At 74.7% G+C, this 14,717-nt stretch carries 8 protein-coding genes and 1 pseudogene; 4 read left to right on the forward strand and 5 right to left on the reverse strand.

Features of this window, described 5'->3' with window-relative positions; translation table 11 throughout:
* Positions 1-48 precede the first annotated feature (48 nt).
* Positions 49-4,956 (reverse strand): SCO7613 C-terminal domain-containing membrane protein, encoded by a 4,908-nt coding sequence (locus ACQP12_RS04600; protein ID WP_433285253.1) that lies wholly within the window; start codon positions 4,954-4,956, stop codon positions 49-51.
* 161 nt (positions 4,957-5,117) lie between these two features.
* On the reverse strand, positions 5,118-6,545 hold the full coding sequence (locus ACQP12_RS04605) for a UDP-glucose dehydrogenase family protein (protein ID WP_357947643.1): 1,428 nt from the start codon (positions 6,543-6,545) through the stop codon (positions 5,118-5,120).
* Between the two features lie 251 nt (positions 6,546-6,796).
* On the opposite strand from ACQP12_RS04605, the gene ACQP12_RS04610 reads away from it, so the two are divergent.
* Entirely contained in the window at positions 6,797-7,960 is a 1,164-nt protein-coding gene (locus tag ACQP12_RS04610) for an acyl-CoA dehydrogenase family protein (protein ID WP_357947640.1), read from the forward strand.
* 57 nt (positions 7,961-8,017) lie between these two features.
* On the opposite strand, the gene ACQP12_RS04615 is transcribed toward ACQP12_RS04610, so the two are convergent.
* On the reverse strand, positions 8,018-8,686 hold the full coding sequence (locus tag ACQP12_RS04615) for a hypothetical protein (protein ID WP_433285256.1): 669 nt from the start codon (positions 8,684-8,686) through the stop codon (positions 8,018-8,020).
* Between the two features lie 23 nt (positions 8,687-8,709).
* On the opposite strand from ACQP12_RS04615, the gene ACQP12_RS04620 reads away from it, so the two are divergent.
* Both ACQP12_RS04620 and ACQP12_RS04625 read left to right on the forward strand, forming a co-directional pair.
* The gene (locus ACQP12_RS04620; RefSeq protein ID WP_154230056.1) at positions 8,710-9,225 is read left to right on the forward strand and encodes an acyl-CoA thioesterase; all 516 of its coding nucleotides are present in this window, start codon (positions 8,710-8,712) and stop codon (positions 9,223-9,225) included.
* A 153-nt stretch (positions 9,226-9,378) separates the two neighbouring features.
* Positions 9,379-11,367: an acetoacetate--CoA ligase gene (locus ACQP12_RS04625; protein WP_357947633.1), complete on the forward strand. Its 1,989-nt coding sequence runs from the start codon at positions 9,379-9,381 to the stop codon at positions 11,365-11,367.
* A gap of 12 nt (positions 11,368-11,379) precedes the next feature.
* Here the strand turns inward: ACQP12_RS04625 and ACQP12_RS04630 are convergent.
* Together ACQP12_RS04630 and ACQP12_RS04635 are read right to left on the reverse strand one after the other, a co-directional pair.
* Positions 11,380-12,437 (reverse strand): annotated as a pseudogene (locus tag ACQP12_RS04630) (IS110 family transposase).
* A 252-nt stretch (positions 12,438-12,689) separates the two neighbouring features.
* Positions 12,690-13,379 (reverse strand): TIGR03089 family protein, encoded by a 690-nt coding sequence (locus tag ACQP12_RS04635; RefSeq protein ID WP_357947630.1) that lies wholly within the window; start codon positions 13,377-13,379, stop codon positions 12,690-12,692.
* 151 nt (positions 13,380-13,530) lie between these two features.
* Here ACQP12_RS04635 and ACQP12_RS04640 point away from each other — a divergent pair, with 151 nt between their 5' ends.
* Entirely contained in the window at positions 13,531-14,676 is a 1,146-nt protein-coding gene (locus ACQP12_RS04640; RefSeq protein ID WP_357947627.1) for a glycosyltransferase family 4 protein, read from the forward strand.
* The last annotated feature ends 41 nt before the right edge of the window (positions 14,677-14,717 follow it).

Genomic DNA, 14,717 nt, shown 5'->3' on the forward strand with positions numbered 1-14,717 from the left:
CCGGCACTCTCGGCCCGCCCCCGACGGCGAGCGCCCACCCCTCCGGTTTCACCTCATGCCGCGCAGCGCCGTCTGGAGGCGTTCCTGGGCGCGCCGGCGCCGCTCGTTGCTCGCGCCGAGCACCAGCAGGAGGAAGCCGACCGGGATGAGCACGAGCCACGGGCCGAGGCTGACCAGCGCGTGCACCGCGGCGATGGCGGTGACCGCGGCGCCCACGATCACCGGCGCCTGCTGCTGGCTCGTCGAACCGAAGATCAGCACCGCCACGGCGCCGAGCAGCAGCAGCACCTGGCGCAGCATGCTGGACTCGGTGGCCAGCACGATCGCCAGCGTCGGCAGGAACGCGGCGACCAGCGCCGGCCCGTACGCCACCCAGCTCGACAGGTCGGGCCGGTGCCGTAGCTGCACCACCCCGACCAGCAGGGCGAGCAGCGCGAACGGCAGGGTGTAGGCCTCGGGCAGCGCCACGTCGGCCGTCCGCATGAGGATCCACCAGGCGCTGATCTCGCAGATCACCACGCCCCAGATCAGCAGGTTCCGTTCCCCGGCCCGCCGGCCCGGGCGGCCGGCCGCCATCCCGAGGACGGCGCCCCAGGCGGCCAGCAGCGCGGCGATGTGCCGGGGTGAGTCGTAGGCCAGGGCCAGCGCGATGAGCGCCGCGGCGTGGCCGCTCCACTCCACGGTGGCCGCCTCCCGGTACGCCTCCGGCCGGCGCAGCCGGGGCAGGGCGGCGGCGAAGACCTGGAGCGCCGCCCCGACGGCCAGCACCCCGAACGCGGACCAGACCGCGGCGAGCCCGGCCACCAGACCGAGCGTGAGCACGAAGAGCTGGGCCATGAGCGAGGCGAACAGCCAGCCCAGGATGCGGGCCCGCTGGGTGGTGCCGAAGAGGGCGGCGACCGTGCCCACGCCGACCGCACCGCCCAGCGTGAACAGGGTCAGCTCCCGGGTGGCGAGGCTGCCGGAGAGCCCGGCGTTCCCGGCGGCCAGCCCGATGGCGAACACCAGCACCCGGGCGACCCGGATGGAGCGGGCCGGTTCGGCCAGCGCGGGCGGCGGGGTGAGCGCCAGCCCCAGCATCGAGACGGTGAAGACGGCCAGCCCGGCCGTCGCGGTCACCGGCCAGCCGCGGCCGAGCGCCACCGGGGTGATCAGCAACGTGAGCGCCGCCCCGGGCAGGATCACCGGTACGGCCCGGGACCGGCGGCCGCCACTGAACCCGACGGCGGCGAGCGCCGCCGTCGCGGTGAGCAGGAGCGCGGTGAGCACGTGCGTCGGGTCCACCGCCTCGGGTGGCGGGGTGAGCAGCCCCGGCGGGGGTCCCTGCCAGATCCGGGACACCACCTGGAGCGGCTCGACCAGCGCCACCACCAGCGCCGGCGCCAGTGTGGCGAGGGCCAGGGCGGTGGGCAGCGCCGCCGCGGCGAGCGCACCGGCCGCCGGGCTCACCCGCCAGCGGCGCTCGGCCGGGTCGTCGGGCTCGCGGCGCAGCGCCCCGTTCAGCAGCACCGACCAGCGGCGGACCGGCTGGGCCGAGCCGACCGGCGGCACGGTGGCGGCCCGGATCAGTTCGGCGAGCACGCCGAGCAGCGCCGCCGCGGCGGCGTACACCCCGGCGGGGAGGTGGGTGACCACGGCGGCGGCCGCGCTGACCGTCGCGCCGCCCACCACGGCCACGCTCGCGAACGGGAGGTACTGCGGGACCTGCCGGCGGACCGCCGCCACCGCGGCCAGGCCGATGCTGGACGCGGCGAGCGCGGCGGTGAGCACCACCTGCGGGGGCCGGCCGTACTCGACGGCCAGGGCGGCCACCGCCCCGGGGAGCGCGAGCAGTGCGGCGCCGGCCGCCGCGCCGCCGACCTGCACCAGGTGCACCGGCATCCCCTCGGTGCGGACGTCCTCCACCAGTGCCGGCGCGAGGGCCCGGGCCAGGGCGGCCACCGTCACCCCGATCAGCGCGATGCTGCCGAGCGCCAGCGCGGTGGTCCACGGGCGGACCAGCCCGGCGCCGGCGGCGTGCAGGGCGACGATCCCGGCCACCGTGGCCCGGGACAGCGCCGCGCGTGGATCGGCCGCGGCCACCGCCGCCATCCCGAAGACCGTGGCGACCATGGCGCCCACCAGCACCGGCGACCACCAGGGCAGGTCGAACGCGGCCGGCGCGCCGATGGTGGCGAGCACGGCGGCCGCGCCGGAGACGTCGTACTTCCAGGGCGGCGGCAGCAGGATGCCGGCGGCCACGGCCAGCAGCGCCAGCGCGACCGGCGCCTGCCAGGTGGACCCGCCGGTCGGCGCGGCCGGCCAGCCGCTCAGGTCGCCGGCCCAGATCGGCCCCGGCGTGGCCAGCACGCCGGCCCCGCCGCGCAGCGCGCTCCACGCCGCGATCAGGCCGATGAGCGCGCCGCCGGCGGCGATGCCGAGGACCGGGCCGCGCCGCCACTCCTCGGGCAGCGCCCGTGCGGCGACGGCGACCACCGTGACCAGCGCGGCGGCCACCACGAGCTGGCCGCCGGGGGCCAGCACGGCGGTGATCCGGACCAGGGTGGCGATGAGCGCCACCGTGGTGGCGGCGAGCGCCAGGTCCGACCCGTCGAGCGACAGGTCGGCGCGGCGGCCGGCGTCGATCCGGGGGGCCAGCGCCAGCAGCGCGGCGGCGACCAGCAGCAGCCCGCCCAACCAGGCGTCGGCGGTGGTGGCGCCGGGCGCGCCGAACGCGGCCGCCGCGACCGCCACCGCGCCCAGCGCGGTGCCGAGTGCGTGCGGCATGGTGAGGTGCCGCTGCGCGACCTGGACGAGCGCGGCGTAGCCGAGCGTGACGCACACGCCGAGGAAGCTCGCCGCGAGGATCGGGACGGTGACCTCCCGCAGGTTCGCCGGGGTGGGGATCGGCACGGCCGGCACCGTGGCGGCCACGAACGCGGCCACGGCGCCGGGCAGCGCGAACGCCGCCCCGCCCGCCGCCCAGGCGCAGACGGTGTCCGCGGCGGCGGCGGCGATCCGGACCCGGGGCGCCAGCGAGACCAGCGCGCCGGCCAGGAACAGGAGGGTCAGCGCGGCGGCGGTCAGCGCGGGCCGGGCGAGAGCGGCCCCGGCCCCGATCAGCCCGAGCCCCGCGGCGGTCGCCGAGTGGGCCACCGCGGCGCGCTCGGTGCCGGCCGTGAGCCCCAGCACGCCGATGGCCACCGCCGTCAGCAGCATGGGCCAGCAGGCGGTCGCCCAGCCCAGCCCGAGCGAGGCCGGCACGGCGAGCGCGGTCAGCGCCGCGCCGACCACCGCGAACTCGCGCCGGATCTCCGCCGGCAGGGCCACCACCGCGGCGACGGTGAGCAGCAGCGCGCTGGCGGCGAGCTGCCAGCCGGTCGGGCCGACCGCCGCGGCCAGCTCGGCGTGCCAATCGCTCAACTCCGCCGACCAGGCGGGCAGCGCGGCGCGGACCGGGGCCAGCCCGGCGCGCAGCGCGCCGCCGGCCACCACCAGGCCGCTGACCGTGAGCGCCACCGCCGAGGCGAGCTGCGGACCCCGCCGGGCCGCCTCCGGTACGGCCCGGACGGCGAACCCGGTGAGCGCGATGACCGCGGCGATGAGCAGCAGCGACCGGCCGGGGAAGGCGACCGAGGCGACCCGGCCCAGCGCGCCGATCACCGCGAGGGTGACGATGCCGGCGCCCACATCCGGCAGCGGCGGCCGGCGCAGCACCAGCGTCCCGGCGAGCCCCACCAGCGCGGCGAGCAGCAGGACGACCCCGGCCCCGGCGGCGGCCGGCACGGTGGTGGCGCGCAGCAGGGCGGTGACCGCGTACGCCAGGGCGACGGCGACGGCGGCACCGTGCAGCAGCCAGGTCAGCTCGCGGAGCCACGGCACCGGACGGGCCGGCGGGACCGGCTCCGCGCCGGCAGGCGGCTCGGCGCCGAGCACCTCGCCGGACTCCTCCGGGTCCGACTCGGGCCGGCCGTCGGCGGCGCGCTGCCGGGGCGGAGCGGGCTCCGGCGCCGGGATCGGCAGGTCACGCCGCACGGGGCGTTCGACCACCACCGCCGAGCGGGCCAGCGCGAGGTCGGCCACCGCCACCACGGTGAGCACCAGCGCCCAGCCGGCCGGCCCGGTGATCCGCTCGTACGCCAGCAGCGGCAGCACCGGCTGGGCGGCCAGCACGGTGGCGAAGCGGGGTGCCCGCAGCCCGGTCCAGTACGCGTACCCGAACGCGACCACGGTGGTGACCAGGAAGATCGACCCGGAGAAGGCGGGGCCGGAGGTGCCGCCGCCGACCCGGTCGACGGCCCAGAGCGCGTACCCGGCCAGCGGCAGCAGCAGCAGGCCCACCGCGGCGATCGTCTCGGCGGTGGAGGTGAGCCCGCGCCGGGCCACCACCGGCGGGGCCAGCAGCATGAGCACCGTGGCGACGAGCAGCACGCCGAGCCGGGCCAGCGCGTCCATCGAGCTGGTGGCGACGGCGGCGAAGACCACCGCCGCGATGCCGAGCAGCAGCGCGCCGAGCCCGAGCGGGATGTTCTGCACCTCCCGCGAGGACGCCTCCGGCGGGTGCTCCGGGTCGTCCGCGTCGAGCCACTGTGGGCGGCCCCGCGGCGGCGACGGGGGGAGGTCGTCCGGGCCGGTCGGGGTGCCCTGGCGGGGCACCCGGGGTGGCGCGCCGGTGGTGGCGGTCGGCGGGCGGCGGCCGGGCCGGCGGCGCAGCACGCGGCGGGGCCGGGTGGCCTGCTTGATCCGCTCCTCACCGGCGTGCGCCAGGATGTCCCGCTGGAAGAGGGCGGCCTGCATCTTGGCGGCGATCTGCCGCTGCTCGCGGGCGATCTCCGCGTCGCGGGCCTTCATCTCGGCGATCGAGCGCTCGATGTCGGCCAGGTGCTCGGCCCACTGTGGCTGGTCGGCCCCACAGTGCGGGCAGGCGACGGCGGGCTTGATCTCCCGCCCGCACGAGGCGCACCTGAAGGTCTGCACGACACTCTCCCGTCCGGGCGGCCCCCGCGCGGTGAACCTCCCAGTCGCAGCATGCCTTGAGCGGGCCCGGATTTCGACCGTTGCCGGCGCGTTCCGGACAACAAAAAGAGCCGGCCGGCCGGGGAACGGGTCCCCGGCCGGCCGGCCGACGGTTCACGGCGTCAGGGGCGGCCCATGCCGCGGTACTCCCAGCCGGCCTGCGTCCACAGTGTGGAGTCCAGGCAGTTGCGGCCGTCGACCACCTTGCGGCCGTTGGCCAGCTCGCCGAGGGCGACCGGGTCGGCGTTGCGGAACTCCGCCCACTCGGTGAGGACGCAGACCAGGTCGGCGCCCTGGACGGCGTCGTTCATGGTCGCCTCGTAGGTCAGCTCGGGCACCGCCCGGCGGGCGTTCTCCACGCCCTGCGGGTCGAACACGTGCACGTCGGCGCCGGCCTTGCCGAGCAGCGCGGCGACGGCGAGGGCGGGGGCGTCCCGGACGTCGTCGGTGTTCGGCTTGAAGGTGGCGCCGAGCACGGCGATCCGGGTGCCGGAGAGGTCCGGGCCGGCCGGGCCGGAGCGGCGGCCGAGCAGGTCGGCGGCGAGCTGGATCACCCGGGTCCGCCGGCGCAGGTTGATCAGGTCCACCTCGTGCAGGAAGCGCAGCGCCTCGCCGGCGCCGAGCTCCTGGGCGCGGGCCTGGAAGGCCCGGATGTCCTTGGGCAGGCAGGCGCCGCCGAAGCCGAGGCCGGCCTGGAGGAAGCGGTTGCCGATGCGGGGGTCGTAGCCGATCGAGCGGGCGAGCTGGGTGACGTCGCCGCCGGCGGCCTCGCAGACCTCGGCCATCGCGTTGATGAAGGAGATCTTGGTGGCCAGGAAGGCGTTCGCGGCGACCTTGACCAGCTCCGCGGTGGCGAAGTCGGTGACCACCAGCGGCACCTCGCGGTCCTCGGTGGCGGCCAGGTCGAAGACGCCCTTGTGCGCGGCGTAGAGCATGCCGTTGGCCCACTCGCTCTTGACGCCGACGACGATCCGGTTGGGCCGCAGCACGTCGTCGACGGCGAAGCCCTCCTGGAGGAACTCGGGGCTCCAGGCCACCTCGACGCCCAGATCGGCCGGGGTGTGCTTACCGACGAGCTGCTCCACCCACTCGGCGGTGCCCACCGGCACGGTGGACTTGCCGACGATCAGCGCCTTGCGGCTCAGGTGCTGGGCGAGGCTGGTCACCGACGCCTCGACGTACGACAGGTCGGCGCCCATCCCGTCGGCCCGCTGCGGGGTGCCGACGCAGATGAAGTGCACGTCGCCGAAGTCGGCGGTCTCCTGGATGTCGGTGCTGAAGCGGAGCCGGCCGGCGGCCAGGTTGCGGCGGAGCAGCTCGTCCAGGCCGGGCTCGTGGATCGGCACCTCGCCGGCGTTCAGCTTCGCGATCTTGTCCGCGTCGACGTCGAAGCCGAGCACCTCGTAGCCCAGCTCGGCGTAGCAGATGGCGTACGTCGCGCCGAGGTAGCCGGTGCCCAGGAAGGTCACCCGGGGTCGGGCCGCGCCGGAGGGCGGCGTCACCGCGGCGATGGCGGGCATCGGCTGGGTGTTCGGGTACGGGATCGTCACGCCTGTTTTCTCCGCTCGCACTGGCGGCGCTTCCTTGCGTCGCGTTCGGCTGGGGCGCCAGGGCCGGCACCGAGGGAACTCTCTCGTCTTGCCTGTGAGGGTAGTTGTGGCCTGTCGCCGTCGCTCGTGCGCGAGCCTACCCGCCGGTAAGGTCCGGCTGAACCCTGGTGGCTATCCTTCAGTCTGCGGCAGTCGGCAGCCTTCCGGGCGCCACAGACTGCGCATGATAGCCGTGAAAGGGGAGGGCCGACATGCCCGCAGAGCAGTCGTTCGACGTCTACCGGTTGCCGGAGGAGCACGAGGCGATCCGGGAGGCGGTCCGGGAGGTCTGTGCCGCGAAGGTCGCTCCGCACGCCGCTGAGGCGGATGAGACGGGTGAGTTCCCGAAGGCGTCCTACGACGCGCTGCGGGCCGCCGACTTCCACGCGCCGCACATCCCGGTCGAGTACGGCGGCGCCGGCGCGGACGCCCTGGCCACGGCCATCGTGATCGAGGAGGTGGCCCGCGCCTGCGCCTCGTCCTCGCTGATCCCGGCGGTGAACAAGCTGGGCACCATGCCGCTGATCCTGGCCGGCTCCGAGGAGCTGAAGCGGAAGTACCTGACCCCCGTGGCGGCCGGCGACGCGATGTTCTCCTACTGCCTCTCCGAGCCGGAGGCGGGCAGCGACGCCGCCTCGATGACCACCAAGGCGGTCCGGGACGGCGACCACTGGGTGCTCAACGGCGTGAAGCGGTGGATCACCAACGCGGGCGTCTCGGAGTACTACACGGTCTTCGCTGTGACGGATCCCACAGCCCGCTCGAAGGGCATCTCGGCCTTCGTCGTGGAGAAGTCCGACGCCGGGGTGAGCTTCGGCGCGCCGGAGAAGAAGCTCGGCATCAAGGGCTCGCCGACCCGTGAGGTCTACTTCGACAACGTCCGCATCCCGGCCGACCGCATGATCGGCGCCGAGGGCACCGGCTTCGCCACCGCGATGCGGACCCTGGACCACACCCGGGTCACCATCGCCGCGCAGGCGGTCGGCATCGCGCAGGGCGCCCTGGACTACGCCAAGGGCTACATCCAGGAGCGCAAGCAGTTCGGCAAGGCGGTCGCCGACTTCCAGGGCATCCAGTTCATGGTCGCCGACATGGGCATGAAGCTGGAGGCGGCCCGGCAGCTCACCTACACGGCGGCCGGCAAGTCGGAGCGGGGCGACGCCGACCTGACCTACTTCGGCGCGGCGGCCAAGTGCTTCGCCTCGGACGCCGCCATGGAGATCACCACCGACGCGGTGCAGCTGCTCGGCGGCTACGGCTACACCCGGGACTACCCGGTCGAGCGGATGATGCGGGACGCCAAGATCACCCAGATCTACGAGGGCACCAACCAGGTGCAGCGCATCGTCATGGCGCGCCAGCTGCTCAAGGGCTGACCACACGGGCGACGACGATCGGGCGGGCGGGCCGGGTGACCGGCCCGCCCGCGGTCGTCAACGGATCTCGGTGGTGCCCTCCGGTCGGGTGGTCGCGCGCGGGGGCGCGGACCACGGTGACTCGCCGCCGGTGCGGCGGGGCAGGGGTTCGGTGGGGGTGTCGGGGTAGGCCAGCGTGAGCGGGGCCGTGTCGCCGTCCTTCGTCGGGTCCTTCGTCGGGTCCGCCGGAGGCCAGTCGCCGAGCGAGGGGCCGTGCTCGACCGGCTTGCCGGCCGGGGTCAGCTCCGCCTCGGCCGGCCCGGCCGGCCGCTGTCGCCAGCGCTGGCCGCTGAACACGGCCATCAGCAGCAGCACACCGATGAGGAACAGCGTGCCGTTCTCCAGCGGCTGGCGCAGCGGCAGCGGGTCCCCGAGCATCTTCCAGCTCTCGGGGACCCGGTCCCGGACGGCGAAGGGCGCGACGAACAGCCCGAGGTAGGGGACCACGAGCAGCAGCCCGGCCACGGCCGGGCCGATCGGCGAGAAGCGCAACGTGCCGAGCAGGCCGAGCAGGATGCCGGCGACGCCCAGGTACACGGCCGGCTCGATCAGGTTGGGCGTGCTGTACGTACCGATCTCCACCCACCGGTGCACGGTGCGCCCAGATCCGTCCTGACCGAGCGTGACGAGCACCCAGGTGACGGGCGCCACCACCAACCCGGCGAGGAAGCTCCAGAGATGTCGCATCCGCGCACCGTACCGTTTCCAGCATGACAGATCACCCCTCCGCCCCCGCGGGCAAGCCGACCTCGTACTCGCGCGTCACGCTGAGTCGCATCATGACCGCTGTCGATGTCAATCTGTACGGGACCGTGCACGGTGGGGTACTGATGAAGTTCGTCGACGACGTGGCCGGCGCGGCGGCGGCCCGGCACAGCGGCGGCACCGCGGTGACCGCCTCGATCGACGAGATCGTCTTCTCCGAACCGGTCCGGGTGGGTGACCTGGTGCACGCGCACGCCCAGGTGAACTGGACCGGCAACACCTCCATGGAGGTCGGCGTGAAGGTGGTTGCCGAGCGCTGGGACTCGGCCGAGGACGAACCCGTCCGGGTCGCCACGGCGTACCTCGTCTTCGTGGGGGTCGACGTGGGCGGCGCGCCGCGGCCGGTGCGGCCGGTGCTGCCGGAGACGCCGGAGGACGAGCGGCGCTACCGGGAGGCGGAGATCCGCCGCGCCCACCGGCTGGCCCGCCGCCGGGCGATCCAGGCCCACCGGGCCGGCTGAGGGATGCCGGCCCACACACCCCGGGGCCCGGGCGTGTGGGCCGGCCACGCCCCGTCACCGACGCCGGGTGCGGAGAATGGCCTCGCGAGGTAGGGCAAGATGGCGCCACGGCCCATGCACAGTGTGGTGACGGGCCTCAGGGAGGGTGGAACAGTGGGTGACGTGCTGTGGACGCCGCCGGCCGACGTGCGTGAGCGGTCCCGGATCGGTGACTACCTGCGCTGGCTGGCCGAGCACCGGGGGCTGGAGTTCGCCGACTACGACGCGCTGTGGCAGTGGTCGGTGACCGACCTGGACGCCTTCTGGCGGTCGATCTGGGACTGGTTCGAGGTGGTCTCGCACACCCCGCCGACCGCCACGCTCACCGACCGGACCATGCCGGGCACCCGGTGGTTCCCCGGCGCCACCCTCAACTACGCCGAGAACGTGCTGCGGATGCCCGGCCGGGCCGACGACGACCCGGTGGTGATCGCGCACGGGCAGACCCGCGCCCCGGAGACGCTGACCGCCGCGCAACTGCGGGAGCAGGTCCGCCGGGTGGCGGCCGGCCTGCGCCGGCTCGGCGTGGGCCGGGGCGACCGGGTGGCGGCGTACGCGCCGAACATCCCCGAGACCTACGTCCTGCTGCTCGCCACCGCCAGCCTCGGTGCGATCTTCTCCTCCTGCGCGCCCGAGTTCGGCACCCGCAGCGTCACCGACCGCTGGCAGCAGATCGAGCCCACGGTGCTCGTGGCGGTCGACGGCTACCGCTACGGCGACAAGCCGGTCGACCGGCGCGCCGAGGTGGCCGCCATCCGGGCCGCCCTGCCGTCGCTGCGGCACACCGTCGGCATCGCGTACCTCGACCCGGCCGGGCCGCCCCCCGAGGGCGCGCTCTCCTGGGCGGACCTGGCGGCGGAGACCGACGAGCCGCTGGCCTTCACCCCGGTGGAGTTCGACCACCCGCTCTACGTGCTCTACTCCTCCGGCACCACCGGCCTGCCCAAGCCGATCGTGCACGGCCACGGCGGCATCCTGCTGGAACACCTGAAGATGCTGGCCCTGCACCACGACCTGGGCCCGGCCGACCGGTTCTTCTGGTTCACCACCACCGGCTGGATGATGTGGAACTTCCTGGTCTCCGGGCCGGCGGTGGGCGCCACGATCGTGCTGTTCGACGGCAACCCGGGCCACCCCGACCTGGGCGCGCTCTGGCGGCTGGCGGCGGAGACCGGCACCACCTACTTCGGCACCTCGGCGCCGTTCCTGCTGGCCTGCCGCAAGGCCGGGCTGGTCCCGAAGGAGATCGCCGACCTGTCCGCGCTGCGCGGGGTCGGCTCGACCGGCGCACCGCTGCCCGCCGAGGGCTTCACCTGGGTCTACGAGACCGTCGGCGACCGCCTCCAGCTCCAGTCGCTCTCCGGCGGCACGGACGTCTGCACCGGCTTCGTCGGCGGCGTGCCGCTGCTGCCGGTGCACGCCGGGGAGATCACCTGCCGGGCGCTCGGCGCGAAGGTGGAGGCCCGCTCGGCCGACGGCACGCCGGTGATCGGCCAGCTCGGCGAGCTGGTGATCACCGAGCCGATGCCGAGCATGCCGGTCGGCTTCTGGAACGACACCGACGGCTCGCGCTACCGGGAGGCGTACTTCGAGGTCTACCCGGGCGTCTGGCGGCACGGCGACTGGATCACCGTCAACGAGCGCGGCGGCTGCGTGATCACCGGCCGCTCCGACGCCACCCTCAACCGGGGCGGCGTCCGGCTCGGCACGGCCGAGTTCTACTCGGTGGTCGAGGGGCTCGACGAGGTGGTCGACTCGGTCGTGGTGCACCTGGAGGACGACGAGGGCGGTGCCGGCGAGCTGCTGCTCTTCGTGGTGCTCGCCGAGGGCCTGGAGCTGGACGACGCGCTGCGGAAGAAGGTCTGCCGGGAGCTGCGGACCGCGCTGTCGCCGCGGCACGTCCCCGACGAGATCCACCAGGTCCGGGCGGTGCCGCGCACCCTGTCGGCGAAGAAGCTGGAGGTGCCGGTCAAGAAGATCCTCACCGGCACCCCGGTGGACCACGCCGCGGCCAAGGGCGCCCTGGCCAACCCGGAGTCGCTGACCGCCTTCGCCGCCTTCGCCCAGCGCCGCGCGGACTCGGACCACCCGACCCCGGCCTGACCCGGGACGCTCCTATGCCGGGTCAAGTGGTTGGGGTGGGGTTTCCAGGCGTCGGTAGAGCTCTCGGGCGACGTAGCGCTTGAGGCAGCGTTTGATCTCTCGGTCGGTTTTGCCTTGGGTGCGGCGGCGGTCGGCGTAGGCGCGGGTGCGTTCGTCGCGTTGTAGGCGGGTCAGGACGATGGTGTGCAGGGCGCGGTTGAGCTGGCGATCTCCTGAGCGGTTGAGCCGGTAGCGGATGGTTTTGCCGGATGAGGCGGGGATGGGGCGGCGCCGGCGAGCATGGCGAACGCGGCGTCGTTGCGGCAGCGGCCTGGGTGGGACCAGGCGGTGAGGACGGTGGCGGCGACGATCGGTCCGACGCCGGTGAGGTGGAGCAGGTCCGGTCGCCAGGAGCGGACGATCGCGCGGATGGCCTTTTCGTGTTCGGTGGCTTCGGCCTCGAGGAAGCGGACGCGGCGGGCGAGGTCTCGCAACACCGTCAGGCAGGTGAACACCTCAACGTCCGCGCTGGTGCTGGGGCGCAGTCGGGTGGCGGTGGTGAGCATGATCCGGGTGCTCTGGCCGCGGAACCGGGCCCGGACCACCTCCGGGGCGGTGATCACCATGGCGTGCAGCTGCCGCTGGGCGTCCGCGCCAGCTTCCACGGCTGCCCGTCGGGCGGTCAGGCGCATCTGCAACGCGGCGCGCTCAGAGCCGGTCTTGGGCTGCGCCAGCCGGGTGCGGGCCAAGGCGTCGCGGGCGGCGCGTTCGGCGCCGATCGGATCAGACTTCGCTCCGGCGCGGCGGGTCGGGCGCAGCGGCCGGTCCAGCTCGACGACCAGCTCAGCAGCGTCAGCCAAATAGCGGGCCAGTCCGGCGCCGTAGCCGCCGGAGCCCTCCAACGCCCAAGCCCGCAGCCCTGAGTGCCGCTCAGCCAGGGCCACCAACTCGGCATAGCCGTCCGGGTCGGTGCTCACCACCACCCTGGCCAGGACCCCACCGGTGCGGGTGTCGAGCACGGCGGCGGTGTGGGTGTCTTTGTGCGTGTCGACGCCGATGACGACCTCGACCAGATCTGCCAGCATGGACATGCGTTCTCTCCTCACCGTGGGGACGCACGGGTCCGGTCCGGTGCGGAGATGGCAGGACTGTGATGAGACACGCCAGCCGCTAACTGGCGGTCAAGCTCCTGATCAGGCCAAACGCTTCCCGCCGGGCCGGTCACCGGCAGCAGCAGACGGACAAGTCCCCTAGAAGGCACGAAGCCAGTCAGGCGAAGGGTCACGCCTGCCACTGCCGGCTATCAGCTCACCACTGCTGAACCGACCCCGCCATGCTCACAGTCAGGCGAGGGCCCGGGTGACCTTCTCCGTCGCGGTGCGGGAGTCCAGGCGGGCCGGGTCCAGGTTGGCGCACGCCACCAGGGTGGCGCCGGCGGTGAGCGGGGCCAGCAGCCAGTCGACCGGGTCGGGGTGCCGCGTCACGTCGACCAGGAGCCGGTCGCCGGGGGTGAGGCAGAGCTCCGCGGCCCGGGCCTCCGCGCGGGCCAGCAGCGCCGCGTCGCCCTCACCACCACCGGGGTACGGGGTGAAGTGGTCGCCGTGCGCGCGTACCGCCGGGATGAAGTCGGCGAAGCCGGCCGGCACCTGCCGCATGGGCAGCGCGAACGGGTCCAGGGCCAGCGCGTAGCGCTCGCCGGCCGGCCAGTCGCCCGCCTCGTCGACCCGGCCGGCGGCGGCGAAGAGCACGTCCACATGGCCCGGGGCCTCGGCCACGGTCAGCTTCGCCGACCAGCAGCCGAGCAGCACGGCGGCGGTCTGCCAGTGTGGCGGCAGCAGCACCGCGGCCGTGTCGCCGGGGGCGAGGGCGACCTCGTCGACGAGCAGGTTGGCCGTCTTGGCCACCCAGTTCGCGAGCGTCGCGCCGGACAGTTCGGTGCGCTCGCCGGTGGCGTCGTCGTACCAGGTCAGCAGCGGGCGGGCGGGGTCGGGCGCGATCGCGTCGGCGAACACCCGGGCAATGTTGTCGGCCATCGGCGCGAACGATACGCGCCCGGTACGCGTACTCGATGACAACGACAAGTCGGCGTACCGTCGGGTCGCAGTCAGCGTCGGGCACCCGGCCCGGCGTAGGCTTGCCGACAGTGTTGTTCCCCACAGACGCGCCAGCCTGAGGAGTCGCCCCGTGACCGCCGGTCGCCCGCCCCGCGTGCTCATCGACGCCACGAGTGTCCCCGCCGACCGCGGCGGCGTCGGTAGATACGTCGACGGCCTGCTCGGTGCCCTCGGCCGGGTCTGCGGCTCCGGCGTCGACCTCGCCGTGGTGAGCCTCCGCACCGACCTGGAGCGCTACACCCGCATGCTGCCCGGCGCCGAGGTGATCCCCGCTCCGGCGGCCGTCGCCCACCGCCCGGCCCGGCTCGCGTGGGAGCAGACCGGCCTGCCGCTGCTGGCCCAGCAGGTGGGCGCGGAGGTGCTGCACTCGCCCTTCTACACCTGCCCGCTGCGGGCCGGCTGCCCGGTCACGGTCACCGTGCACGACGCGACCTTCTTCACCGAGCCGGAGCACTACGACAAGTCGCGCCGCACCTTCTTCCGCAGCGCCATCAAGACCTCGCTGCGCCGGGCCGACCGGGTGATCGTGCCGAGCAAGGCCACCCGGGACGAGCTGATCCGCCTGCTGGACGCCGACCCGACCCGGATCGACGTGGCCTACCACGGTGTCGACCAGGCCGCCTTCCACGCGCCGAGCGAGGAGGAGAAGGCCCGGGTCCGGGCCCGCCTCGGGCTGGGCAGCAGCAGCTACGTGGCGTTCCTCGGGGCCAAGGAGCCGCGCAAGAACGTGCCCAACCTGATCCGCGGCTGGGCCCGCGCGGTCGCCGACCGGGAGAACCCGCCCGCGCTGGTCATCGCCGGCGGCCAGGGGCACGACGACGACATCGACCGCGCGGTGGCCGAGGTGCCGTCGCACCTGCGGCTGCTGCGCCCGGGCTACCTGCGCTACGGCGACCTGCCCGGCTTCCTCGGCGGCGCGCTGGTCGCCGCCTACCCGTCCTACGGGGAGGGCTTCGGCCTGCCGATCCTGGAGGCGATGGCGTGCGCCGCGCCGGTGCTGACCACGCCGCGGCTCTCCCTGCCCGAGGTGGGCGGCGACGCCGTGGCGTACACCAGCGAGGACCCGGACCAGATCGCCACCGACCTGACCGCCCTGCTCGACGACGAGCAGCGCCGGCTCTCCCTGGCCAAGGCCGGTTTCGACCGCGCCAAGGAGTTCACCTGGGAGTCCAGCGCCGAGGTGCACATCGCCGCGTGGAGCCGGGCGCGTTCCTGAGTGTCACCTGCGGGTACGCCCGACCGGGGGCCCGTAGCACG

Origin of the sequence: Micromonospora sp. CA-244673 (genome assembly GCF_050948395.1) — a bacterium.
Taxonomy (GTDB): Bacteria; Actinomycetota; Actinomycetes; order Mycobacteriales; family Micromonosporaceae; genus Micromonospora.

What these genes read in the sequence shown, in the direction of transcription:
- ACQP12_RS04615 (WP_433285256.1), bottom strand. Translation starts at nt 8,686, where the DNA reads ATGCGACATCTCTGGAGCTTCCTCGCCGGGTTGGTGGTGGCGCCCGTC.
- ACQP12_RS04635 (WP_357947630.1), bottom strand. Translation starts at nt 13,379, where the DNA reads ATGGCCGACAACATTGCCCGGGTGTTCGCCGACGCGATCGCGCCCGAC.
- ACQP12_RS04610 (WP_357947640.1), top strand. Translation starts at nt 6,797, where the DNA reads ATGCCCGCAGAGCAGTCGTTCGACGTCTACCGGTTGCCGGAGGAGCAC.
- ACQP12_RS04620 (WP_154230056.1), top strand. Translation starts at nt 8,710, where the DNA reads ATGACAGATCACCCCTCCGCCCCCGCGGGCAAGCCGACCTCGTACTCG.